The sequence below is a fragment of the Roseibium sp. FZY0029 genome (assembly GCF_036350355.1).
Lineage (GTDB): Bacteria > Pseudomonadota > Alphaproteobacteria > Rhizobiales > Stappiaceae > Roseibium.
On sequence record NZ_JAZDVZ010000006.1, the window covers coordinates 319266 to 344183 of the forward strand.

Here is a 24918-nt window from a genome sequence, read left to right on the forward strand (position 1 = left end):
CTTTTTGCCGGAACATGCGTGACAAGATGCAACTTCCGGAGTTTCCGCGATCATGGCTGGTTCTACCGACAAGAAACCCTTCAATCCGCCTTCCGTGCGCACGCCCTTCGGGCAGTACAATCACGGCCTTTCCGTGCCGCCGGGCGCAAGCCTGCTGGTGACCTCCGGCCAGCTCGGCATCAGGCCGGACGATACGATCCCGCCGGATGTGACCGGCCAGGCCGAAGTCTGCTTCGAGGCCATTGCCGCCATCCTGAAAGAGGCGGACATGAGTTTTGACGATGTCATCCGCATATCCGGCTTCGTCACACGGCGGGAAGATTTCGCAGACTATATGGCTGTCCGCGACCGCTACACCGGAGCGCTGAAACCGGTCTCGACCCTGTTGGTTGTCGGCGGCTTCACGCGCCCGGAATTTCTGGTGGAAGTGGAAGTCACCGCCGCCAAAGTCATTTCGTAGAGACAGGCCCGGAGCGGTGTCAGAACCGCTCCATTTCCCGGCCGACCTTCTCCAGAAAGGCGCCTGTCGAGGCCGGGGTGCAATTGTTCATGTCGTAATGGGCGAGATATTTCACCGGCGCGCCGATCTTGATCTGGGCCCGGATGACCCGGTTGACGATCTTGCGCGGCGGATCGCCGACAAGAAACGCCCGCCACCGGCTGCCGCCATAGGTCATGACGGCGGCCATCTTGCGGATGTGGCGCAGGGTCGGCGTCAGGACGCCGTCCTCCAGATGAAACGAAACACCCGGCAGCCACACCCGGTCGAAATAGCCCTTCAGCATGGCGGGAAAGCCGAAGTTCCAGACCGGCGTGCAGATGACCAGACCTTCGGCCGCCAGCAAGCGCTCGCAGTAGCTTTCGACCAGCTCCCGGTTGTCGGGGACGGTGTGATAGATGTCCCTGTCGCGCGCGGAGAGGACTGGGTCGAAGCCTTCCTCATAGAGATTGCAGCCATCGACCTCGTGCCCAGCCTTCGCGAGGCTTTCGCACGTCTTGTGATAGAGCGCCCGGCCGAAGCTCTGCTCCTGCGGATGGGAATGAAGAACCAGTACGCGCATCGGATCAGGCCTCGGCAAAGGCCTGGAGGCCCGGGAACAGGTAGTTCTTGCCCGCGTCGAAATCGAAGTCCGGATTGTCCCAGGCGATCATCTTACCCGGATTGAGCAGCCCTTTGGGATCGGTCTCCTTCTTGAAGGCAAGCTGCACCTGGTCGGTCTGCTTCATGCCGCCCTCTTCCAGCGTATAGCGGTGCGGGTTGAAGACCCGGCAGCCGTTTTCCTCGTGCAGGCGGATGATCTCGTCCAGCCGTTCTTCCGTCGTGTAGCGGACCAGCGGCAGGCCGGAACATTGGACCTGACCGTCAAAGCGCAGAAACTCCAGATGGCCGAAGATCTCGCCCGGGAACATTTCGGTGGTCTTGCGCACCAGCTCCACATGGTTCGGCCCGGGATACTGGGTCTGCAGATAGGTGAAAGAGCTGTCGAACTTCAGCGCCCGAAGCGTCGTGTGGTTCCAGGCAAGCTCATAGGCATGGGGAATGCCCTTCATGCTGTCCACTTCGTCCGACCGGAAACGGACTTCGCCCTTCATCCGTTCGGCAAGGGCAAGCATCGCGGACATGGAATGCGGGGCCACCATCAGCACGGTGACAGCCTCGCCCTCCTTCAGCCACGGCTTGTGGCGGGTGAAATAGTCGAACGGGATCGGCGCTGCAATCGGAGCGACTTCCTTCAAGAGAAGCCCGTTGCTGCGCGCCAGCTTGTCGGAAAAGACCACCGCATCCATGAAGGTTTCATGGCCGACGATCACGTCCACCCAGTCATGGGCCGTGGTCAGCGGCATTTCGACTTCGGTGATGATACCGTTGGTGCCATACGCATGGCTGACCTTCTGCAGGTCCCAGGTGGAAAGTTCGATCACCCTGGGCTCGGCTTCCATGGTGACGATCCGCAGGCGCAGGATGTTGCCGAGATCGCGCAAGCCGCCCCAGTGAACCGAACCGACACCACCCGACCCGCCGGCGATGAAGCCGCCAATAGTCGCGGTCTGCGCCGTTGAAGGGTGGAAGCGCAGCTCCTGGCCGGAATGCTCCCTGGTGATCTTGTCGAGCTTGGCAATGACGATGCCCGGGCCGCAGACGACCCGGCCCGGCGCGATTTCCTTGACCTCGTCCATCTTCGACATGTCGAGAACGATGCCCCCGGAGAGCGGCATCGCCTGGCCGTAGTTGCCCGTGCCCGCGCCGCGCGGCGTGACCGGCACCCCATGGGCAAACGCCGTCTTCAGGACCTTTATGACTTCGGCCTCGTTTTTCGGCGAGACCAGAAGATCGCCGGTGACATTGTCGAGTTGCGCCTTCAGGACCGGCGAATACCAGTAGAAATCGCGGCTCTTGGCCTGAACCAGACGCGGATTGTCCTCAACCGCAATGCCATCAAGTTCAGCCTTGATTGTCTCGTAATCGGCCATCGTCAGCCTTTCGTCAGCGGGTCAAGTTCAGAATAATCCGGCAGGCGGCGGTCGATGCCCATGCCATTCCGCATCACGATGCGGTCCGCCTGCGGACGGGACAGAAATTCGCTCCACGTGCGAGCGTTGAAGATGACGAGATCGGCGCTCAGTCCCTCGGCAATACGCCCGGCTTCGGGAACTTTCAGAATATCCGCCGGAAGGCTGGTGACCACCTTGGCGGCATCATCGAGCGGATGGTCCAGATGCACAATGCGCACCGCCTCGCGGAACACTTCCACCATGTCGAGATCGCCATAGGCGTAGAAAGGATCGCGGGTATTGTCCGATGAAACGGCCACAGGCACGCCTGCGGCGCGCAACTCATGCAGCAGGGTGACACCGCGCGAGCGCGGCGTGCGGCCCGGATGACGGTCCTGCAGATACATGTTGCACATGGGCAGGGACACGACGGACAGGCCCGCCTCGCGCACCTTGTCGATCGTCGCCTTGGCCTTGTCGTCGTCCTGACGCGCCAGAGAGCAGCAGTGGCCGACCGTGACGGCGCCTTCAAAGCCGTTGCGCAGCTTGGCCTCCGCAATGGTGAGCAGCGTCAGGACACTGGCATCCTGCGTCTCGTCCACATGCAGGTCGATATCGAGGCCGTTGTCCGCGGCCGTGCGAAACAGGATGTCGAGCCTTCGGTCGAGATCCGGTAGCGGGAAGGTCACGCCGCCCAGCAGGCCGCGGTTTGCCACGACGACTTCAACGAGGTCGGAGAAGTACGCTTCATCGTCGATGGCATCGATCGGAAACAGGGCCGCCGCCTGGAGGGTGATCCGGTCTTTCCAGCGCTCGCGCATGTCGGCGAAAACCTCGAAGGATATCCGGTGCTGCGGCGCCAGACTGTCGAGGTGGGTGCGCAGGAGACTGGTGCCGTGGGCGTAGGCGCAGCGCAGGGAGAAGTCCATGCGCGTTTCCACGTCTCTTGCCGTCCAGTTCGCTTCCCGGTCGGCCCGGACGGCGTTGAGCGCGCCGTCGAAATCCCCGGTCGGGTTGGGTTGCCGGTCCCAGATGTGGCCCTTGTCGATGTGGGTGTGCATGTCGGCAAAACACGGCCAGACCATGCGTCTTTGCAGATCGACGCCTTCGATATCCGCAGGCGCTGAACCCGCGGCAAGAATGGCCTCGATCCGGCCATCTGCAATGATCAGATCGGCCGAAGACAAGCCTTCGCGCGCAGGCGGCGTTGCCCCGTGTGCGACAGCGGCGGGCAGGGTTGCGGTGCGCAGCGCGAACCGGCCGGCTTTGGGAAGGGTGAGCGTCATCAGTTTTCCCGCTTCAGGCTGCTTTCGTGCCAGCGATGCAGCGTCCACCAGGAGATGAAGGACGTCAAAGCGAAGATCACCACACCCAGGCTGGCCAGCAGGAACAGCGCCGCGAACAGACGCGAAATATTGAGCCGGAACTGGCTCTCCAGAAGGCGGAAAGCAAGGCCCGAACCGGCCCCTGCCGATCCGGCCGCGAATTCCGCAACGACCGCCGCAATCAGCGCCAGGCCACCGCCGATGCGAAGACCGGTCATGAAATACGGCAGGGAGGCGGGCAGCTTCAGATAGATCAGCGTCTGCCAGCGTGAAGCGCCATAAAGCTCGAACAGGTTGAGGAGGTTATGATCGACGCTCTTCAGGCCTTGCACCATGTTGGACAGGATCGGGAAGAAGGCGACGACAAAGGCGCAAATCAGAAGTGCTGCCTGCGTCGACGGCGCGTAGATCAGGATAAGCGGTGCGATGGCGATGATCGGCGTAACCTGCAGAATGACCGTGATCGGATAGAGCGCTGTTTCGATCCAGCGTGACTGCACAAGCAGGATCGCCATGCCGCCACCGCCGATCAGCGCCAGGGCAAGGGAGGCAAGGGTGATCTTGGTCGTCACCCAGAGAGCAGGCAGAAGGACGTGCCAGTCCGACAGCAGCGATTGCACCACCAGTCCCGGGCCGGGAAGGATGTAGTGAGGAATATCGTTCACGGTGACCATGATCTGCCAGAGGGCGATCAGGGTGGCGATGACGCAGATCGGCACCAGCACCGTCAGGATGCGCTCCCGGCGCTTGGCGGCTGCGGCGCTTTCCTTTGTCGGCAGTTTGACTGTCGATGACTGCCTTTTGCGCGAGGGCTGCGTTGAACCGTCCGTTTCCTGCGGCAGGTCCGCGGATACCAGCGTTTCATTTGCCGTTGTGGTCATCAGTGCTCCTCGCCTCCCATGGCTTCCAGCAGCATGGCCGAGACTTCCGCGCAGGCCTGCCTGTATTCCTCGGAGGTGCGGTATTGCGCGTCCCGCTCCAGGCTGGTGTGCAGGGGAAAATCCGAATGAACGCGGCCCGGCCGCGCTTTCATCACCACGATGCGGTTTGCCAGATAGGCGGATTCATAGACGGAATGGGTCACGAAGATCACCGTGATGCCGGTGGCTTTCCAGAGCGCCAGCACGTCGTCATTGAGCTTCTGGCGCGTAATCTCGTCAAGGGCCGCGAAGGGTTCGTCCATCAGCAGCAGCTTGGGTTCCGTCACCAGCGCGCGGGCGATGGAAACACGCATCTTCATGCCGCCGGAAAGTTCGCGCGGGTAGGCGTCGGCAAAATCCTTTAGACCCACGCTTTCCAGCGCGGTCAGGATCCGTTCCGAGGCCGCCTTTTTTGATATGCCCTTAAGGCGCAAGGGCAAATAGACGTTGCCGAACACCGTCTGCCAGGGCATGAGCGTCGGCTCCTGAAAGACGAAGCTGATGTCGCCGTCCGGCAGACCTCTTGAGTTGATCCGGAAACTCGGCCAGTCGATTTCGCCTTCAGAAACGTCACCAAGGCCCGCGATGATCCGGAGCGCTGTCGACTTGCCGCAGCCGGAGGGGCCCAACAGGCTGATGAACTCTCCCGGACGAACCGTCATCGACATGCCGGACAAGGCCAGCGTGCCGTTGGAGAAAACCTTTGAAACATTGTCCATCGCCACCAGTGGGCGAGACGATTTCAGACTGCGGGCCGACGGCGTCTTCGTTTTTGCGCTGCCCTGTTCGGCGATGACCATACTCAACTCTGCATCTGGAGGCGGCCGCTCCGCACGGGGCCGTGCGAAGCGGAATGGGTGAGCCGGAACCGGCTTATTTCTTCAGATCGAGGCCGACGCCCTTGCACACGAACTCGGTGGTGTAGGACTTCTTGTAATCAAGCGAGGCATCCACAACGTCGATCGACGCGAGCGTATCGAAGAATTCCTTGAAATGCGCGTCCGTCATGCAGCCGATGCCTTTTTCTTCCGTGTCACCGGAATCGACGATCCCGTATTCCTTCATTTTCGCGAGGGAATAAGCGAGCTGACCGTCGGTCATCTCGGGATTGTCCTTCTTGATAAGCTCGTTTGCCGCGGCGTTGTCCCCGTAGAGGTAGTTGTACCAGCCCTCGATGGAGGCATCGACGAAGCGCTGAACCAGATCCGGGTTTTCCTCGACCAGCGCCTTGGAGGTGGTGATCATGGTTGAATAGGGCGTCCAGCCTTCATCGGCCAGAAGGAACACTTTCGGCGCCCATCCGGCCTGGTTTTCGATCTCATACGGCTCGGACGTCAGGTAGCCCTGCTGCGCGGACTTGGGGTCGACGATGAAGGGGGCCGGGTTGAAGGTGTAGGGCTTGAACTGTGCGTCGGAGAAGCCCTCGAAGTTTTTCTTCATCCACTCGAAGTAGGTGACGTAGCCATCCTTGCCCATGTAGATGGTTTCGAGCTTGGCAAGGTCAGCGAACTTGTCGATGCCCTGGTCCGGATGGGCGACCAGGATTTGCGGATCCTTCTGGAAGATGCTGGCGACGTTGATCAGCGGAATGCCTTCCTTGACATAGTCGAAGCCCTTCAGCGTGCCGCCCATGTAGAAATCGATCTTGCCCGAGATCAGCAGCGCATCGTTGGCTGCCTGCGGACCGCCCGGTACGACGGTGACCTTCAGTCCGTATTTCTCGTAGGTGCCGTCAGCCACGGCCTGGTAGAAGCCGCCATGTTCCGCCTGGGCCAGCCAGTTGGTGCCGTAGCTCACCTCATCCAGCGCCAATGCCTGGTGAGTGGCGGTTCCGGTGAGAAGAACCGCCGCGAGAAGCGTCTTCGCAGATGGGAAAACTGTCACTTCGTACCCTCCAGTAAAACAAAACTGCCGTGAAACCGCACATTTCCAGAAATATTTGAGCCCTTGCAGCGCACGTTGAAAAGCATCAAAATTCGCCTGCAGCGATGCCTTATTGTCATCGCTCACATTTCTGGCGATCAATTGTGCCGCATGCACAAAAAGGAGGCACAAGTTGGCCCTGCTGCATTCCCGCAAACTGCTGTATCTGGATGAGATTGCGCGCTGCGGGTCCATCCGCAAGGCGGCTGACAGGCTCAACGTCTCGTCATCCGCCATCAACAGGCAAATCCTTGCTCTGGAAGAAGAATTCGGCGTACCCCTGTTCGAACGCCTGCCGCGCGGACTGCGGCTCACCGCAGCCGGAGAGCTGTGTGTGGAGCATATCCGCGGCGTCCTGAAGGACTACGCCAGGCTTGAGACCAGAATCAGGGCGTTGAAGATGCCGCAGGCAGGTCAGGTCTCGCTGGTGACGACCGTCGGCCTTGCCTCCGGGCCCTTGTCGGAGATCATTGCCAAGTTCATCGAGAAAAATCCGCGCGTTCACATCAAGCTGCGCAGCGACGGCGGCACGACCACGATCAATCCGGTCCTGACAGGCGAAGTCGACATCGGCCTCGGCTTCAACATCGCCGCAACGCCGGGCCTGCGGACGCTGGCAACCTTCGACATTCCGATCGGGGCTGTGGTTCCACCCGACCACAAGCTGGCGCAGGAAACCGGGCCGGTCGATCTGGTAGATGTGGTTCAGGAGCGTCTGGTGCTGGCCCAGTCAGGCACAAGCCTGCGGGACGTGATCAATCTGGTGCTGTCGTCCGTGCCGATCCCGGTCGAGCCGATCCTGGAAACGAACTCCTCGGAGACGGTTCGCCAGCTTGTCCGGCGCGGCATCGGCATCAGCCTGCTCAATCCACTCGATGTCCTTGCCGAATGCAGGCGGGGCGAGCTTGTTTTCCGCCCGCTGAACGTCGCGCGAACGCATCATCAGCCGATGAAGCTTTTCACCCGGGCAAGAGCCTCGATGGACGCGGCAACGAGCCTTTTTATCGAGTTCCTGCTTCAGGAGCTCGTTGCCCAGGTGGAAGAATTGCAGCGGAAGGGAAGCTTGCCGGTTTAGGATCTCAAGATCGTTATGGCTTATACAGGTTGGTCAGCGGATAGGCTGTAAAGTCGCGCAGCATCTCAATGAAACCGGCGGCTTGATGGGCGCTGATCGCCGCCCCTTTTTCCGCCGTCCCCTTTGAGGCATCGCCGACAACGCCTGCCGGGTTGAGATCGTGTGCGATCCAGGCCAGGGCGTGAGGGGGGGTCGGCTGGATATACTTCGAGTTCTCCAGCATTTCTTCTGCCCTGGAGATGAAGTTCTCGGCTTTGTCCATGCGCACAAGCTCTGGCCGGAAATGCAGCATCAACGAGGTTTCAACCTCGCCGCCGTGGATGCCGAATTTGGACTCATGCGCGGAAATCATGCCTTCCGGGTGGCCGAAGCGGCTCCAATGGGTCACCAGGACAGCCATCTGGTAGCGGACACGCAATTCACGCGAGACAATGCTGATGATGTCGGTGTTGCCGCCATGGGAATTGACGATCACCATCTTCCGGATACCGGCTTCCGACACCTTCTGGCCGATGGCGGTCCAGACCGGTATCAGCAGCTCGGCGGCGAGAGAGAGCGTTCCCGGGCCGTAAATGTGCTCGTTCGCCTTGCCGATCTCCTGCACAGGCAGAACCAGGATATCGAGATCGTCCGGCAATTGTTTGCGCGTTTCGGCCAGCATGCCCTCGGCAATGGCGACATCGGTGGCAATCGGCAGATGCGGTCCATGCTGCTCCGTCGAGGCTGTCGGCAGGATGGCAATGACCCGGTCGGGATCGAGTGCCGCAAAATCGGAGGCATTCAATTCGTTCCAGAAGAAATGCTTGGCCATTGGCGCTGCCCCAAGTCTGTTGCCGTGATGTGTTCCATTTTGGGGTAGGCAAGTCCGCGGCACTTGAAAAGCATCATTATGTCTTCAGCCCGCTGCCTTTTTGTGTGCGGTGGATCTGAATTGCCTGACGCACATGGAAAGGCAGAGACCGACCGTTGCCGGCTTATTCGCCGCGGCCGCGCGGACCAGGCGCATTTCTCTCCACAAGTCTATCCACATGGCTGCCCACAGGCTGTGCTTGTATTGCGGCGGCGGAAGAAAGCGGCTCTTGGCACCTGCTCAGAGACCTTAAACCTCAATGAAGCCAGACAGTTAATCCTGTTCTGAAGCTAATTCAGCATCTTCCGAGCACCTCCGCTCAGCTTGAAATGCCGAAAATGTGAGCACGGCCTTAACTACCCAGAGGCGAGACCGCCACATTTACACCAAACATTTACCCTGTGATGTAGGCGGTAGGACGCCGCATTGAGGCTCGGGATGCGGCATTGGGTTCAATGTTAAGGTGGGTAACCGACATGTATCTCCTGTTCTTCTTTGGAGCCATTGTTTATGGCGCCATCACGCTGCTGTTTCTGATCCTGTCGTCTTCGGAGCTGCTCGACAGTGGTGTGAGCACACCCGGCCGGCTGTTCTGGGTTCTCGTCACTTCGGTCTTCTGGCCTGCGACCCTGATAGCAGTCAGCCTCGCGCTTGGTTTCCAGAACGCGTCCGGTCGCCTGCATGGTTCCCGGCAGACCGCACCTCTGCGTTTGTCGCATCGGTCGCACTGAACCGGACACGGTTCGCGACGCACTGATCTTCAGTCCGTTCGGCTGACACTTTAGCCCCGACGCACAGTTGTGCGTCGGGGTTTTTTATGCTTGCGCTCAGGTTGAGCCGCTCTCCTTCCCCCCGCGAAACCACTGCAATTCCCGGCCAGCAGGCCGGGTTTTGCGCCATGGCGCAAATTTCATCACAGGGCGTTTTTCGGCTTAAGCTTCTGTTTTTCTGATAATTTTATTGCTGATTTTTTGTCTCAAGTTTTTAATCATTCCAAAAAAAATTTGACTAACTGTTCAAATTTTCTTCCAATGCATTCCTGAGCCTCCTCACCAAACGAAGGAAGCCGCCTTGAAAACGATCGCCAACCTTCCGGAGATCTCCATGACCCAGACCAAAGCCGGCCCGGACATCGCCGCCGGGCGCTTGCCTGAGGACGTATACGCTGAGAATTTCAGCGACCTGCACCCGCTGCTGGACCAGCACGAAGCGCAGGTTGAAGCCGACCGCTGCTACTTCTGCTACGACGCCCCCTGCATGCAGGCCTGTCCGACCAGTATCGACATTCCGCAGTTCATTCGACAGATCTCGACCGGCAACCCGACCGGGGCCGCGAAAACCATTTTCGCGCAGAACATTCTGGGCGGCATGTGTGCCCGCGTCTGCCCGACCGAGACCTTGTGCGAACAGGTCTGCGTGCGTGAGGTTGCCGAAGGCAAGCCGGTGAAGATCGGCCAGCTACAGCGGTATTCGACAGATCACTACATGTCGGAATTCAGCTCAACGCCGTTTACACGCGCGGCCGCAACCGGCAAGAAAGTCGCCGTCGTCGGCGCCGGGCCCGCAGGCCTTTCCTGCGCCCACCGGCTGGCAGTGCATGGGCACGATGTCACCCTGTTCGACGCCCGCGAGAAGGCCGGTGGCCTGAACGAATACGGCATCGCCTCCTACAAGTCGGTCGACGATTTCGCCGCGAAGGAAGTGGATTTCATCCTCTCCATCGGGGGCATTGAGGTGCGCACCGGCATGCGGCTTGGCACCAACCTGGATCTGGCCAGCCTGCGCGCCGAATATGACGCTGTCTTCCTCGGCATCGGCCTTGGCGGGGTCAACGCGCTTGGCCTCGACGGCGAGGACAAGAGCGGCGCCATCGACGCTGTCGACTACATTGCCGACCTGCGTCAGGCGAAAGATCTTGCCGAGCTGCCTGTCGGCCGGCGCATCGTCGTGATCGGCGGCGGCATGACCGCGGTCGACATCGCGGTCCAGACCAAGCTGTTGGGCGCGGAAGACGTCACGATTGCCTATCGCCGTGGCCAGGACAGGATGAACGCCTCCGAATACGAACAGCAACTGGCCCAGACCAGCGGTGTTCGCATCATGACATGGGCCCAGCCCAAGGGGCTTGTCGGTGAGAACGGTGCGATTACCGCGATTGAACTGGAGCGGACCCAGGAGCAAGATGGTGCCCTGACCGGTACAGGCGAGGTCATCACCCTGCCCGCGGACATGGTGTTCAAGGCCGTCGGCCAGACGCTGGTGCAAGCGGATCTCGGCGATGCGCTGACCCTGGAAAGGGGCCGGATCGTGGTCGATGCGGACCGCAAGACCAGCCTTGCCGATGTGTGGGCGGGCGGCGACTGCGTGCTGGGTGGCGAAGACCTGACGGTCGCAGCCGTCGAGGACGGCAAGATTGCCGCCGAGAGCATTCACGCTGCCCTGACCGCCTGAGGACTTGCGCGCCTGAGACCTGCGCACCTGACAGGGGCAGACGCTCGGCGCCACCGATTTGAGGGAGAGCCACCATGGCTGACTTGCGTACTGATTTTATCGGCATCAAATCGCCGAACCCGTTCTGGCTGGCATCAGCGCCACCAACGGACAAGGAATACAATGTCGTCCGGGCCTTCAAGGCCGGCTGGGGCGGCGTCGTCTGGAAGACGCTCGGGGAAGACCCGGCGGTCGTCAACGTCAACGGCCCGCGCTACGGCGCGATCCACGGCAAGGACCGCCAGCTGATCGGCCTCAACAACATCGAACTGATCACCGACCGTCCGCTGGAAGTGAACCTGCGCGAAATCAAGCAGGTAAAGCGCGACTGGCCGGACCGGGCACTTGTCGTTTCGCTGATGGTGCCCTGTGAGGAACAGAACTGGATCGACATCCTGAAGAAGGTCGAAGAGACCGAAGCCGACGGTGTCGAGCTGAACTTCGGCTGCCCCCATGGCATGAGCGAACGCGGCATGGGCTCCGCCGTCGGCCAGGTGCCGGAATATATCGAGATGGTCACCCGCTGGGTGAAGCAGCATTCGCGCATGCCCTGCATCGTCAAGCTGACGCCGAATATCACCGACGTCCGCAAGCCGGCGCAGGCCGCTAAGGCGGGCGGCGCCGACGCTGTTTCGCTGATCAACACCATCAACTCGATCATGGGTGTCGATCTCGACATCATGTCGCCATCCCCTTCCGTTGACGGCAAAGGGGCTCACGGCGGCTATTGCGGCCCGGCGGTCAAACCGATTGCGCTCAACATGGTCGCCGAAATTGCCCGTGACCCCGCAACCCACGGCTTGCCGATCTCCGGCATCGGCGGCGTGACCACCTGGCGTGACGCGGCCGAGTTCATGGCGCTCGGCGCAGGCTCGGTTCAGGTTTGCACGGCGGCAATGACTTATGGCTTCCGAGTTGTCGAAGACATGATCGAGGGTCTCAGCGACTGGATGGACACCAAGGGTTACACGTCCGTCGACCAGTTTGTCGGCAATGCAGTGCCCAATGTGTCCGATTGGCAGTATCTCAACCTCAACTACATCGCCAAGGCCAAGATCGATCAGGATCTGTGCATTGAATGCGGCCGCTGCCACATTGCCTGCGAGGACACCTCTCACCAGGCCATCACCAACATGGTGGATGGTGTGCGCAAGTTCGAGGTGATCGACGAGGAATGCGTCGGCTGTAATCTGTGCGTCAATGTCTGCCCGATCGAGGGCTGCATCACCATGGAACCCATGGCTGCCGGCAGCATCGACCCGCGGACCAAGAAGCCTGTCGAAAAAGACTACGCCAACTGGACCACGCATCCGAACAACCCGATGGCCGTCAAGGAAGCAGCCGAATAGGCGGGCCTCCGGCGGTCACCTTCAACGCGGGCAGGATCCTCCCTTGCCCGCGTTTTTTTGTCTGCGAAGTCTGCAGGTGCCAGCGCCAGAAGCGCAAATCAAGCTCAGGCCGAGCGTATTGCCTTTGGCAGCTGCAAGGGATCCGGCGGCTCCAGGTCCGCAAGCGGCAAGGGCCTGTCGAACAGATAGCCCTGGAGGAAATCGCAGCCTGCTTCCACCAGGAAGTTCCGCTGCGCTTCCGTCTCCACACCCTCACCAACACTTTGCATGCGCATCACCCTGGCAAGGCTCAGCATCGAGCAGACGACCATGTCGGCCTCCTCATCCTCGCCAATACGCGAGATGAAACTGCGGTCGATCTTCATCTTGTCGAAGCTGTATTTGTGGAGGTAGCTCAGACTGGAAAAGCCGGTGCCGAAGTCATCTATGGCAAGCCCGACCCCCAGATTGCGCAGCTTGACGATGGTCTCGCGTGTCTGCGTGCTTTCTTCCAGCATCAGGTCTTCGGTGATTTCCAGGATAAGGCGTTCCGGCGGAAAATCGTATTTCTGCAGCAGCAGGCTGACCTTCTTCGCAAATCCCGTCATCTGAATCTGGCTTGAACAGACATTGACGGACACGCCGGTCTGCATCCAACTGCTGGCATCGCGAAGCGCGCGCTCCAGAACCCAGGCTCCGATGGCAGGCATGAGCCCGGCATCCTGTGCAATGGGCAGGAACAGGTCCGGAGGCACAAGGCCCCGGTACGGATGCCGCCAGCGGATCAGGGCCTCGTAGAATGCCAGTTGACCTGACCGTGCATCGATAATCGGCTGGTAAAACAGGTCGAACTGCGCTTCGCGCAGCGCTGAATCGAGCTCCACCCGAATTTCGCGCCTCTGGCGCAGATGATCATCCATCCGCACATCGTAGATCCGAAACGAGCTTTTCTGCTCCATCTTGCAGCGCTGAAGGGCAATGTCGGCAGCCCGGATAAGGCCCGTCAATGTCTGACCGTGATCCGGGAAGCAGGAAATGCCGGCGCTGACGGAGGTTTCGATGCGCTTGCCGTCGTACTCGAACGGCTGACGCAGCTTTTCAAACAGTCTGTCTGCTTCCTGCAAGGCTTGTTCCGGCGTTTCCCAGCGATCCGTCAGGATCAGGAATTCATCCCCGCCACTGCGTGCGACAAGATCGAAAGACCCGAGAACGGATTTGATGCGCTCCGCCTGGGCAACCACCAGACTGTCGCCCACGGTATGGCCGTGAATGTCGTTCACTTGCTTGAGATTGTCGACATCAAGATAAATCAGCCAGGCACCAAGCTGCTGTTGCGAACGCACAGCCAGCCTGTGGGTAGCAGCAACGTGAAAAAAGCGCCGAGTGACAAAGCCCGTCATGGAATCATGATTGGCGGCGTATCTGGCTTCCTGCTCCCGCGCTGCCAGGCGCGCCTTGGCGTTGGCGTTCTGGCGCAGAGCGATCAGGGCGACGGTCAGAATGACCCCGAGGGACAAGAGCAGGACCGGTATCGAGGACAGAATGATCCTTGAGGCCTGGCTCATCGGATACCAGACAAGATAGCCAAGTACCGCTCCTGCCTCGTTTTCCACCGGCGTTCCGATCATGCTCGCCGGAATGTCGGGGGCGAATTTCAGATTCTCGAGCGCGAGGCTGGACAGAAGATTGCTGAGATGCACCGCATCGATCTCAAAGGCACTCACAAGAATATTCGGCGGGCCGTAAGACATTTCGATGCCGCCCGGATCGGGTACGATCGAAAAAGCCGTCACGATGTAGGGGCGGGTGTTGATCTCGACAACATCGATGGCGGAAATGTCGGTCAGTTTCCCGGCGAAACGGACCTCATCCGTGCCGGAGCGGATCAATGCGTCAACATAGTTGCGGCGAATAGTGTCCAGCGTCCCGGAGATGCGGGTCCCCACTCTTGCGGAAAAAGCTTCGGCGGTCTCGGTGCCGTGGAACGTCGAGGAAAAGATAACCTTTCGGTCCGGCCCGAAAAGCACCGTATACTCATGCGCGAAGTCCTGCGCCATATCGACACCGAACCGTGTCTTGATCCAGTCGGGCGACAGAGTGGTATCGATGTTCTGGTAGGCGGCATTGGAGGCGGCGTAACGCTCCATTTCGCGCAGGAGAAGCTGCTTGTGGTTTTCAAAGACGCGGGCGACGGACCGCGTTTCCCGCGCTGCGGCCTCTCGTTCGGCAACCAGAACCTTGAACAGCACGGCGCCGAAAGAAAAGATCACGGCGCAGAACATCAGCAGGATGATAACGCTGGAAGAGACGCCGAATATGCTGGAATTCGCCGGGCGCGGTTCGTCAGACGCGGTCTGCGCGACTGATTGAAGCAAGTCTAATTTGTCTGTTTTTCCAGACAGATCCGGCATTTCGCTTTCAAAATCCCAAGCTTTTGTCAGCGCAGCAGTCTGGATCCAAACACTTAATTTTTAGTGCCTTGGCAGGCACAGGGTCCTGGCAGCCGGAACGGGGGACCGCCCCGGCTGCCTTCGGACATCACATCTTGTCGGTGACGACCGTGGTCGTTGCGCCTTCCGGCTCCTTGGTAATGACCGGATCGGACCCGCCGGAGAGCAGGGACTTCACGGTGCGCTCATAGGCAGACATGTCGAGCTTGCCGTCAGAGCCGTCAACCAGCTTGTTGATTTCGCCGACCATGCGGATCTGGTGCTTTTCGGTCTGTGCGCCCGTGGCGTCGTTTTCCAGAACGATTTCAGCAGCTTCTTCCGGGTGTTCGGCAGAATAGGCCCAGCCCTTCATGGAGGCCTTCACGAAGCGGGCGAGCTTGTCGACCATTGCCGGGTCGTCCAGGCTCGATTCCAGGACGTAAAGACCGTCTTCCAGCGTGGCGACACCCTGATCCTCGTATTTGAAGACGATCAGGTCTTCCGCCGGAATGCCGGCGTCGATGACCTGCCAGTATTCGTTGTAGGTCATGGTGGAGATGCAGTCGGCCTGCTTCTGCAGCAGCGGATCGACGTTGAAGCCCTGCTTCAGGACAGTCACACCTTCCTCACCGCCATCGGTGGGAATACCGAGCTGGCTCATCCACGACAGGAACGGATACTCGTTGCCAAAGAACCAGACGCCAAGTGTCCGGCCCTTGAAGTCTTCCGGCGAAGTGATGCCGGTTTCCTTCAGACAGGTCAGCATCATGCCGGATTTCTTGAACGGCTGGGCGATGTTGACGAGCGGCACACCCTTTTCGCGCGATGCGAGGGCGGACGGCATCCAGTCGATGATCACGTCGGCACCGCCACCGGCGATGACCTGCGGCGGTGCAATGTCCGGACCGCCCGGCTTGATCGTGACGTCCAGGCCTTCCTCGTCGTAGAACCCCTTGTCCTTGGCCACGTAATAGCCGGCAAACTGGCCCTGGGTGACCCACTTAAGCTGCAGTGTCAGCTCGTCCGCGGCGTTGGCCGCGCCCGACGCCAGGCTTACGCCCAGGACGGACGCGAGCGCCAGACTTTTCAATGCCTTCATTGCCATTCCCCTACTGGTTATGGGCGAACCGTTATCGGTGTCGCCCTTCTCTGGAACTTCAAACCCTGACCGGAGCGGACCTCTAAGCGGTTCCCGGCCGCCTGATCTTCTTCCGGCTGTTTGGCCGCATCCGGACGTTGGGGCATTTTGCCTTCTCAACGAACAGCGCTGACCAATTGGTCAAGAAAATCTAGAAAGGTGCCATGTCTCTGGTCAAGGTTATTTTTTCATCAAGGGCATTTGGTGTTTTCAAGGCGAGCATAGGCGCTCCCGGATCCGGTTGTGAAGCCGGTCGACCGGTTTTTAGTTGCCTGACGTGTGGGTAGCCGGTTCATACTTCCCGCCGCGTAGTGGGAGGAGATTGCGCGGCCCGGCTTCCTTCAGAGCCAGCGGACCGGCAATCCGAATGGATGCGATAACATGATTTCCAAATCAGCCCTGGATTACCAACCGTTGCCGCTGCCCGACCGGCGGCTGTTCGACGACACCGAAATGCTGGCGCGTGCGCAGGACTTTTATGACGAGGTGCGCACCCGTCACACGGTGCGGGATTTTTCCGGCCGGCCCGTGGACCGTTCCGTCATAGAACTCTGCATCCGGGCAGCGGGAACGGCGCCGAGCGGTGCCAATCACCAGCCGTGGCATTTCGTGGCGATTTCCAATGCAGACTTGAAGCACAGGATACGCCTGGCCGCCGAGGAGGAGGAGCGCAAGTTCTATGACGGCGGCGCCGGTAATGAATGGATCAAGGCGCTGGAGCCAATCGGCACCAATGCGGACAAGCCGCACCTGGATATAGCTCCCTGGCTGATCGTGATCTTCGCGCAGCGCTGGGGCACCTTCGAAGACGGCACCCGCTACAAGCACTATTACGTGCCGGAAAGTGTCGGCATCGCCACCGGCCTGCTGATCAACGCGCTTCACCATGCGGGCCTGTCGGCCCTGACGCATACGCCCAACCCGATGAAGTTCCTGAACGGGATCCTGAACCGCCCAGAAGCTGAAAAACCCGTGATGATCCTGGCTGTCGGCCACCCGGCAGAAAACGCCACGGTTCCGGCAGTCGCCAAGATCAAGAAGCCCCTGGAGGAGATCTTGAGCGTTTTCGAGGATCAGGGATAACAGCGCAGAAACAAGCTTCCAGGACGTCACCCTCGGGTAACCGGCATGAGCCCCGGGGACCTGCTCATTTCCAGATTGCTGATGTGGCGGCGAGCCTCACGTCGCCCCCTCTTCCAACAAGCGACACTGCGAGTAAGGCCGGATCGGCGCTTTGCTTGTCCGAGGTGAAAATGGTGCGCGTATGGAAACGGCTTGCCCGAAACCTTGCAATTCACCCGGTCACATGCGTCGGGGCGGTGCTGACCTTCGCCTTGATCTTCTCCAGAAGGCTCTTGCGGTCCGGGCTGCCGTCGGCGGCGTAATTGAGGTTCTTGAAGAGGGACGTCTGTTCGGTGAAGAACTTGCGCACGGCCTCCTTGTCGTCAAAGGCGAAATCGGTGCGGGCGATCCGGTAAACGAGGTCGAAGGTTTCCTGCTGGCGCTTGAGCGGCGCCGATACGTCGACATCGTCAAAGGCGTCCTGCTGCAGGTAGACCATATCCAGGAACAGTGCCTTCTGCTGAAGGACGAAGTCCTCTGTGGAGACGCCTTCTTCGCCCGTTACCTGCATCATGCGGGTAATCTCATCGCCCTTGCGCAGCAGTTCGATCATCTCCGAAACGCGGGGCACCCAGTCCGGACCGATGTTCTTGTGGTACCAGTCGTTGAGCTGAATGTGATACCGCGACCAGGACAAAAGCGGATCAACCGCTGGATAAAAGCGCTTGTAGGCCCGCTCGGATGAGAGGCCCAGGAAGGTCTTGACCGTGCCGAGGGTCGACTGGGTGACCGGTTCCTCGAAATTGCCGCCTGCCGGAGACACGGTGCCAATCATGGTGAGACTGCCGGTCTCGCCGCTGGCGGTGCGCAACACCCCCGCGCGCTCGTAAATGCCCTTGATGGAACTGTCGAGATATGCGGGAAACGCTTCCTCTCCGGGAATTTCCTCCAGACGGCCGGAGGTCTCACGCATGGCCTGGGCCCAGCGGGAGGTGCTGTCGGCGATCAGGAGCACGTCATAGCCCATCTGCCGATAATATTCGCCAAGGGTGATACCGGTGTAGATAGAGGCCTCGCGTGCTGCCACCGGCATGGACGAGGTGTTGCAGATGATGACCGTGCGGTCCATCAGCGTACCGTCGCCGGAGGGGTCCGGCTGGTGCGGGAACTCGGTGATCGTTTCGACCACCTCGCCGGCGCGCTCGCCGCAGGCAACCACGATCACGATGTTGACCGCCGAAAAGCGTGAAATCAAAGATTGCAGCACCGTCTTGCCTGCACCGAAGGGACCCGGAATGCAGCCCATGCCGCCGCGGGCGATGGGGAAGAACGTGTCGATCAGGCGCAAGGTGGTGATCAGCGGTTCGCTGGGGTAAAGCCGCTCGCTCTGACCGGCTTTCACCATCGCTTCCGGGATTGCCCGGCGAACCGGCCAATGCTGAACCATGGTCAGGTCGCGGGTTTCACCACGGTCATTCTTGAGCGTTGCCACCACCTCGTTGATGGTGAAAGTGCCTTCACGGATCCGGTCCACCGTCCAGGACCCCATGGTGACGAAGGGAACCATGATCCGGTGCTCGAATCGGCCTTCGGGAACCGTGCCGAGCGTGTCCCCGGCTCTCACAACGTCACCGGATTTCACCTTCGGTTCGAACGACCATTTGCGGTTCTGGTCGAGTGCATTGGTCAGCACGCCGCGCGGCAGGAAGAAGCCGTGCTCGGCGGCAATGTCGGCGAGCGGGTTCTGCAAGCCGTCGAAGACAGTGCTGAGCAGCCCTGGCCCGAGCGCAACCGACAGCATCTCGCCACTCTGGATCACCTTGTCGCCGACCCGAACGCCAGCAGTGCTTTCAAACACCTGCGCTTCCGCCGACTTGCCGCGCACCCGCAGCACTTCGGCCTTCAGGTATTCACGCGGCTTGCCGTCCCGCTCCGGGCCGTGCGGAATGATATAGACCACCTCGTTCTTGATGAGGGGGGCAGAGCCGAGCGGCGACAGCGTGACGAGATCGTCCTGAACGGCGACGATTTCCGCGGTCGGTTCGGGCAACTGAACATGGCTCGTCATGAAAAGGCTCCCTCAAGGGCAGACGTGAAGTCTGAGAAAAGGTCCTGCCGGCCGGCTTGCCCGCCGGCATCCGTCTTGCCGCCCTCCGTCTGACCGTCAAGGGCGGCGGCCACAAGCGTTGCCAGCCGGGCGCGGGCATCGGCCTCGTTGTAGCGGGACCAGCGTTCGACGATCACCCACCGCAGCACATAGATCGCAACGGCTTCGAAATCGAACTCATGCAGATTGCCGTAGTGACCCAGTTGGTCGAACACCTGGGTCAGGACAAGGCGTTCCATGGCGATGTGATCGCCTGCCAGCATCAGCCGGTGCGCCTCGCCCACCCAGGGCATGAAGTGTCCCAGCCCGAAGGCCGGGTTGCTCCAGTTCGCCCTGATTTGTGTGCACCACCGGCCGAGGCCCCAGTTTTCAATGTCGGCAGCGCTTTCCTGCCCGTCCCGCCGGCGACGCAGCGCCGCTATCAGCGTCCGGGTTTCCATGCGTGCACCCACCAGGTGCTGCAGATCCGGAAAGTCCTTGAGATCGGCGAGGACTTTATTTGTCCGCCGGATCACGTCGATGTCCCGGTCGAACCCGGCAACACCGGCCCAGGCCGTGACTTCCACCATCTCGCGCAGCAGGTTCGCGTGCGCCGGTTCCAGCATCGACAGCCGTTGCTTCAGCCGGAACCCGGAGATCGGCACGTCCTTGCGCGAGAACAGCTTGCCGAGATGCGGCAGGCTGGAGACCAGCGCGATATATTGGTGCGGCCGGCTCATGTCAGCGCAGCACCCCTTCCATCACCGCCCTGAGGCGCGGTTGCAGGTGCCGCTTCAACAGTGTCGCGATGGCCTCTTCGGTCAGGTCAATGGACACGTCCCTGTCGGTCAGCTTCACCTTGATGCCGTCGAAGCCCGGCGCGGTGGAGAAAGTGACCCCTTCCCGCAAGACCTCCCCTGCCATCGCGATGACGAAATGGGTGAGCGTTCCCGGCTTGACGGCCTCGGGCGATTGTTTCAGTTCCTCGAAGGTGACGACCTTCTCCGGCAGGACGATCTCCATCGGCTCAGCATCGCCGACAGAGGCATTGTCCTTTGCATTGGCGGCCATCGCCAGAATGAGGTTCTTCAAGAATTCCTCGTCGGCAAGGGTGGTTGCCACCAGCCGTCCGGCTTCCTGCTGGATACGGTCGCCAAGCTCGTTGCGCAGGCTGAGAACAAGGTCGCGCGCGGCAACCTTCAACCCGTCTTCCGTCGCCGCCTTTTCGCGGGCCGCCTCCGCCCTTGCCTCGGCCAGCAGGCTGTCCGCCTTCTGCCGTGCCTGCGCGACGATCGCCTCCGCCTTTTCCCGGGCCTTGGCCAGGATGGCATCGCCCTCCGACTGGCCGGCGGCCACGCCTTCGGACTTCAGCCGTTCGATCAGGGCCTGGACACCGGCGCCTGCGGCATTTTCCAGGTCGTCTGCTGCGTCATGTTTGGACATTGCCGCCTCCTGTTCCTTCTGGTCCTAAGCGGGGATCGAGCCGGACAGGACCAGCGCAAAGACGAGGGCAAAGACCGAGAACCCTTCCAGCACCGCCGCCGGAGCAAGCGAAATGCCGAATATTTCCGGCTTGGCCTTGGACGCATGGATGGCCGAGGCGAGCACCTCGCCCTGGCGGATGCCGGTGTAGAGCATGGTAACACCGGATAGAAGACCGATGCCGAACAGCGCTGCGCCATTGGCCGCATCGATGGTCGGCTGCTGCAGCGAGAACATGATGACGATGCCGTAGATCACCTGGGAAGACGGCATCAGCGAGACGCCGATGAACCGGCCATAGCCGCCATCGCTGTCCAGCATCGCGCCAATGGCGGCGCTGCCACCAAGGGCACAGCCCCAGGCACTGCCGATGGCTCCGAGGGCCACAGGTGCGAACAGCCCAAACCAGCCGAGAGCCACAACGAATTCGTTCACAGGCGTGTCTCCTCTTTCCTGAAGGGACGGAAGGGCGTGCCCTCGTCCTTCAAACCCCAATTGAAAAATTCAATGACATTCAGGCGCAACCCGTGCACACAGCCGGCGATCAGCCCCAGCCCGATGTTGATGGCGTGCCCGAGCACCAGAACCGCGATGGCAATCAACAGACCCACTCCCGGAACCGCGTGATTGAGCTGGCCCGACAGCGAATTGATGGTTTCGGCGAGCGAGGCGGCCGCAAGGCCCAGCGCGAACAGGCGCATGTAGCTGAGGACATCGGAGAAGATGTTGACGACACGGGCAAGCGACGCGAGCCCGTCGAAGACCCTGAGCCCGCCTGTCTTAAGCGAGGTCACCTTGCGGTCGCTGCCGAAGATGCCGACCAGAAGCAGCCCTGCGACCACCGCGACCGGGCCTGCGACGGCCATGGGGGTGCCCTGCCCCAGGAAAGTCACCAGACCGCCCAGTGCCACCAGACACCAGCCGACAGGCTGCATGCGTCCGCTCAGGGTCTGTTCGTGCCAGGCGCGCATCATGTTGGCGATGACGATATGGACCACACCGATGGTCAGCGTGATCTTCATCATCGTGTCGACATCCTTCAGGTGCAGTACCTTCAGGTGCGCCAGGAACGTGCCGTCGGGAGGCGTGACACCGAAATAGCTGCCCGTCGCCACACCGAAGGCTGCCGTGGAGATCATCAGCCAGACCGACATGCGGAACATGCGGCGGCCGAGTGCGGACCCCGTGAAGCGCCGCCGGAACAGGAACAACAGGACAAGAAGGAGCAGGCCATAGCCCGCATCCGTCATGATCATGCCGAAGAAGATCACGAAGGAAACATAGACGATTGCCGAAGGGTCCCACCCCCTGTAGCCGGGGGTCTGATAGAATTCGACCAGATCCTCCCCCGCTTCCAGTGCCGGGCTGTTGTCAAGAAGCGTGGGCGGCGCATCGGCGTCTTCCACGTCCGTGACCAGTAGGGCGATGCCGAGACTGTCCGCAAGCCTGCTGATCTCCGGCACCTGATCCCGCCGCGCCCAGGCCTGAAGTACGAAGACCCTGTCGGTATCCGCGGTTTCGAGCGATGCCCTGTGCCGGGCGGAATGGTCCCGGGCGGCGGCGAGGTTCTGGGCAAGCACGAACCGCCATTTGGTAAGCGCCTGGCGCTGAAGCTCCAGCTCTTCCAGTTGAATGGCCGCAGCTTCATATTGCCGCCGCAGCACCGAAAGCGCCTCGGCCCCCACGTGGACACGCGGCACGGGCATGGCATTTGCCGCCGGCTCTTCCGGCGACAGCAGCACGATGTAGCTGCGGTACTTGTCCCTGTGGACCACCTCAAGGATCTTGCCGGCCGGATCGATCTGCTTGAGCTTGGCTTTGGGCACAACGTAGAACCAAAGCCGATAATCGCCGATCTCGGCCAGATCGGAAAAGCTGAACTCGCCCCAGGGCTCCACATCCTCAATGCGCTGGTCGAGACGTGCCACCCGGTCTTCGCAGTCACGTAGCGCCTTGCGGTTGGCAAGGGTCTGTTCGATGACCGCTTCCAGGTCGAAGTCGTCGGGGTGAGTGATGGGGCGGCGCTGAGCGTTGCTGTCCATGAGCCAGCGCAGAGCTTCGCTCGCCTCACGCCCCCGGCCAGCCGGCACGGCTTCCAGTTCCTTTTGTGCCGATGTCAGGGGGATCAGATGGAAGGCACCAAATTCCTGGGCGGCCTCCAGCACCTTGTCCTTGTCTTCAAGGATGCCGACCAGGTTCACCTTGACGAGCGGGACGATGGTCATAGCTCGGCCACCGAGGTTTCGGCGCCGCGGGCGGCCGTCTTGCGTTTGGAGATCTTGGCACGGACCACGGCATCGCGTTCCGCATCGGCAAGGGCCATGCGGATCTTCTTGATGTTGCGTTCCGCCTGCGGGATCAGGACCTTTTCGAACAGGTTGACCCGGCGCGAGATAACCGCTTCAGCCTCTATCAGCCTGGCGATGCGCTCCCTGGCGATGTCCCGTTCCTTGTTGAGCCGCAGAAGCTCCCGCATGCCTTCGACATAGGGATCTACCCAATGCGGCCGAGCCAGACGGGAATAGGGTTGCGTCTGGACCTCAAGGTCTTCCAGCACCGGCAGACGGGTTCCGGAGAGGTTCTGTTCGCCCACAACGGCCTGCTTCAGCACCACCAGCCCTTCCAGCGGCACATGTTTGTTGGCGAGCATCGGCAAGGCCCGCGCAAGAGCGTTGAAGCGCTCCTCATATTCCGCCTCGAGCCGGGTGACCGTTTCCTTGGCCTTGGCACGCTCAGCCATGATCTGGAGCCGCTTCAGCTCAAGAGACGGCAGGAAGCGCCTGTATTCAGAGAGCTGTCCGCTTTCCCGGGCCAGAGACGACTTGTTGAGCGCCAGCCTTGCCATCAGGCTGCCTCCTCGTCAGAGGTGCCGCCGGCAGGTTTCTTTTGCGGGAAATACTTGTCGATCAGCGCCTGTTTCATCAGAAGCTGTTCCGGCTGGAAACATTCGGCAAGCGTCTGCCAGCACAGGTCGAGCGCTTCCTCCAGGGGTATGGCGACGGTGATATCCATGAAGCGCTGGCGGAACAGGCCACCGAACTTCAGAAGCTGGCGGTCGTATTCCGACAATTCAAAGGCCATCGACTGTTTCTGTTCCGCATCGCGCGCTCCGGAATAGAAGCGGATCATGGTGTTCATGATCTGGTTGTGGTCCTCACGCGTCACCTTGCCGATGACATGCTGCTTCAATCGAGACAGCGAGCCGAAGGGATCCAGCACCCCGCTGTGCAGATAGAACTGGCCTTCGGTGATATAGCCGGTGTTGTCCGGCACCGGGTGGGTGACGTCGTTGCCCGGCATCGTGGTGACCGTCAGGATGGTGACCGAGCCCGAGCCCTTGAAGTCGCACGCCTTTTCGTAGCGGCGTGCCAACTGGGAATAAAGATCGCCCGGATACCCCCGGTTCGCGGGCACGCGCTCCATGGCGATGGAGACTTCCTTCATGGCATCGGCGAAGGCGGTCATGTCTGTGAGCAGCACCAGCACGCGCTTGCCTTCCTCAACGGCGAATTTTTCCGCCACCGCAAGCGCCATATCCGGAACCTGTAGGCGCTCGACCACCGGATCGGACGCCTGGTTGATGAACATAACGGTGCGTGGAAAGACGCCTGCATCCTCGAACTGCTGCCGGAAGAAGGCATAGTCGTCGAAGATCAGACCCAGGCCGCCGAACACCACTATGTCCGCGTCTGCCTGAATGCCGATACGGGCCAGAAACGGGTTATAGGGTTCGCCGGACACCGAGAAGATCGGGATCTTCTGGCTTTCCACAAGGCAGTTGAAGATGTCGATCATCGGCACGTCGGTGCGGATCATGCGCGAGGCAAGCACGCGCTTCATCGGGTTTGCCGAGGGGCCGCCGATCGGGACGGAAGGATCGCTGGAAAGATCCGGTCCCCGATCAATCGGCTGACCGGCCCCGTCGAACACGCGGCCCAGGATATTGTCGGAATAGGTAACCTTGGCCGGCTCGCCCAGGAAGCGCACGGATGCGTTGTTTGCCAGGCCCTTGGTACCTGAGTTGACCTGCAGCGAGACCATGTCCCGGTCGATATTGATGACCTGCGCGAGAGACGTCGCACCATTGCCCGCATCGACCATCGCCAGATCGCCGAGACAGGGACGCCCTTCCGAATCGCTCTTTGTCGAAGACACCTGAATGCGAATGATATCGCCAACGATATCGACAATCCGCGTATGGGAGACCAGCATCTACGCCCCCTTTGAGAATGAAGGTCATTCAAACCGGGCCGGACCCGTTTTGCTGCAACGCACACCATCTTAGGCGGGTTTTTCAAACTCGCACAACCGATACCT

The 24918-nt window shown here is 60.7% G+C and carries 22 protein-coding genes; 6 read left to right on the forward strand and 16 right to left on the reverse strand.

Annotated elements, in window-relative coordinates; genetic code table 11:
* Nucleotides 1-52: 52 nt before the first annotated feature.
* On the forward strand, nt 53-460 hold the full coding sequence (locus tag V1T76_RS19230; protein ID WP_330562254.1) for a RidA family protein: 408 nt from the start codon (nt 53-55) through the stop codon (nt 458-460).
* A gap of 19 nt (nt 461-479) precedes the next feature.
* Here V1T76_RS19230 and V1T76_RS19235 read toward each other — a convergent pair whose 3' ends face one another.
* The 6 genes from V1T76_RS19235 to V1T76_RS19260 all read right to left on the reverse strand — a co-directional run bounded on the left by V1T76_RS19235 (nt 480) and on the right by V1T76_RS19260 (nt 6622).
* Nucleotides 480-1061, reverse strand: coding sequence for an NAD(P)H-dependent oxidoreductase (locus V1T76_RS19235; RefSeq protein ID WP_330562255.1), 582 nt, complete (start codon nt 1059-1061; stop codon nt 480-482).
* 4 nt (nt 1062-1065) lie between these two features.
* Nucleotides 1066-2472, reverse strand: coding sequence for an FAD-binding oxidoreductase (locus V1T76_RS19240; RefSeq protein ID WP_330562257.1), 1407 nt, complete (start codon nt 2470-2472; stop codon nt 1066-1068).
* 2 nt (nt 2473-2474) lie between these two features.
* Complete coding sequence (locus V1T76_RS19245; RefSeq protein WP_330562258.1) at nt 2475-3779, reverse strand: cytosine deaminase; 1305 nt, start codon at nt 3777-3779, stop codon at nt 2475-2477.
* Nucleotides 3779-4699, reverse strand: coding sequence for an ABC transporter permease (locus V1T76_RS19250; RefSeq protein ID WP_330562259.1), 921 nt, complete (start codon nt 4697-4699; stop codon nt 3779-3781). The genes V1T76_RS19245 and V1T76_RS19250 overlap by 1 nt, the downstream gene beginning before the upstream one ends.
* Complete coding sequence (locus tag V1T76_RS19255) at nt 4699-5538, reverse strand: ABC transporter ATP-binding protein (protein ID WP_442970148.1); 840 nt, start codon at nt 5536-5538, stop codon at nt 4699-4701. Before V1T76_RS19255 ends, V1T76_RS19250 begins: the two co-directional genes overlap by 1 nt.
* A gap of 73 nt (nt 5539-5611) precedes the next feature.
* On the reverse strand, nt 5612-6622 hold the full coding sequence (locus V1T76_RS19260) for an ABC transporter substrate-binding protein (RefSeq protein WP_330562260.1): 1011 nt from the start codon (nt 6620-6622) through the stop codon (nt 5612-5614).
* A 178-nt stretch (nt 6623-6800) separates the two neighbouring features.
* On the opposite strand from V1T76_RS19260, the gene V1T76_RS19265 reads away from it, so the two are divergent.
* Nucleotides 6801-7736 carry a LysR family transcriptional regulator gene (locus V1T76_RS19265; RefSeq protein ID WP_330562348.1) on the forward strand — a complete coding sequence of 312 codons (936 nt, stop codon included), beginning with the start codon at nt 6801-6803 and terminating at the stop codon, nt 7734-7736.
* 13 nt (nt 7737-7749) lie between these two features.
* Here the strand turns inward: V1T76_RS19265 and V1T76_RS19270 are convergent, their stop codons facing one another.
* A complete protein-coding gene (locus V1T76_RS19270) occupies nt 7750-8547 on the reverse strand; it encodes a creatininase family protein (protein ID WP_330562261.1) in 798 nt (265 codons plus the stop codon).
* Between the two features lie 515 nt (nt 8548-9062).
* Here V1T76_RS19270 and V1T76_RS19275 point away from each other — a divergent pair.
* The 3 genes from V1T76_RS19275 to preA all read left to right on the forward strand — a co-directional run bounded on the left by V1T76_RS19275 (nt 9063) and on the right by preA (nt 12425).
* Nucleotides 9063-9317: a hypothetical protein gene (locus tag V1T76_RS19275; protein ID WP_330562262.1), complete on the forward strand. Its 255-nt coding sequence runs from the start codon at nt 9063-9065 to the stop codon at nt 9315-9317.
* A gap of 373 nt (nt 9318-9690) precedes the next feature.
* Complete coding sequence (locus tag V1T76_RS19280; protein WP_330562263.1) at nt 9691-11037, forward strand: NAD(P)-dependent oxidoreductase; 1347 nt, start codon at nt 9691-9693, stop codon at nt 11035-11037.
* 74 nt (nt 11038-11111) lie between these two features.
* Nucleotides 11112-12425 (forward strand): NAD-dependent dihydropyrimidine dehydrogenase subunit PreA, encoded by a 1314-nt coding sequence (gene preA, locus V1T76_RS19285; RefSeq protein ID WP_330562264.1) that lies wholly within the window; start codon nt 11112-11114, stop codon nt 12423-12425.
* A 104-nt stretch (nt 12426-12529) separates the two neighbouring features.
* On the opposite strand, the gene V1T76_RS19290 is transcribed toward preA, so the two are convergent.
* Both V1T76_RS19290 and V1T76_RS19295 read right to left on the reverse strand, forming a co-directional pair.
* Entirely contained in the window at nt 12530-14779 is a 2250-nt protein-coding gene (locus V1T76_RS19290; protein ID WP_330562265.1) for a putative bifunctional diguanylate cyclase/phosphodiesterase, read from the reverse strand.
* A 163-nt stretch (nt 14780-14942) separates the two neighbouring features.
* Entirely contained in the window at nt 14943-15932 is a 990-nt protein-coding gene (locus V1T76_RS19295) for an ABC transporter substrate-binding protein (protein ID WP_330562267.1), read from the reverse strand.
* Between the two features lie 420 nt (nt 15933-16352).
* Here V1T76_RS19295 and V1T76_RS19300 point away from each other — a divergent pair, with 420 nt between their 5' ends.
* Nucleotides 16353-17054 (forward strand): nitroreductase family protein, encoded by a 702-nt coding sequence (locus tag V1T76_RS19300; RefSeq protein ID WP_330562268.1) that lies wholly within the window; start codon nt 16353-16355, stop codon nt 17052-17054.
* Nucleotides 17055-17265: 211 nt separating this feature from the next.
* Here the strand turns inward: V1T76_RS19300 and V1T76_RS19305 are convergent, their stop codons facing one another.
* The 7 genes from V1T76_RS19305 to V1T76_RS19335 are packed head-to-tail and all read right to left on the reverse strand — an operon-like array spanning nt 17266 to nt 24813.
* On the reverse strand, nt 17266-19101 hold the full coding sequence (locus tag V1T76_RS19305; RefSeq protein ID WP_330562269.1) for a V-type ATP synthase subunit A: 1836 nt from the start codon (nt 19099-19101) through the stop codon (nt 17266-17268).
* Nucleotides 19098-19859 (reverse strand): hypothetical protein, encoded by a 762-nt coding sequence (locus tag V1T76_RS19310; RefSeq protein WP_330562270.1) that lies wholly within the window; start codon nt 19857-19859, stop codon nt 19098-19100. Before V1T76_RS19310 ends, V1T76_RS19305 begins: the two co-directional genes overlap by 4 nt.
* Before the next feature lies 1 nt (nt 19860).
* Nucleotides 19861-20562, reverse strand: a complete 702-nt coding sequence (locus tag V1T76_RS19315) for a hypothetical protein (RefSeq protein ID WP_330562271.1) — start codon at nt 20560-20562, stop codon at nt 19861-19863.
* A 24-nt stretch (nt 20563-20586) separates the two neighbouring features.
* Entirely contained in the window at nt 20587-21036 is a 450-nt protein-coding gene (locus V1T76_RS19320; RefSeq protein ID WP_006939055.1) for an ATP synthase subunit C, read from the reverse strand.
* Nucleotides 21033-22826, reverse strand: a complete 1794-nt coding sequence (locus V1T76_RS19325; RefSeq protein WP_330562272.1) for a V-type ATP synthase subunit I — start codon at nt 22824-22826, stop codon at nt 21033-21035. Before V1T76_RS19325 ends, V1T76_RS19320 begins: the two co-directional genes overlap by 4 nt.
* Complete coding sequence (locus V1T76_RS19330) at nt 22823-23446, reverse strand: V-type ATP synthase subunit D (protein WP_330562273.1); 624 nt, start codon at nt 23444-23446, stop codon at nt 22823-22825. The genes V1T76_RS19325 and V1T76_RS19330 overlap by 4 nt, the downstream gene beginning before the upstream one ends.
* Complete coding sequence (locus tag V1T76_RS19335) at nt 23446-24813, reverse strand: V-type ATP synthase subunit B (RefSeq protein ID WP_330562274.1); 1368 nt, start codon at nt 24811-24813, stop codon at nt 23446-23448. The genes V1T76_RS19330 and V1T76_RS19335 overlap by 1 nt, the downstream gene beginning before the upstream one ends.
* Nucleotides 24814-24918: the final 105 nt, after the last annotated feature.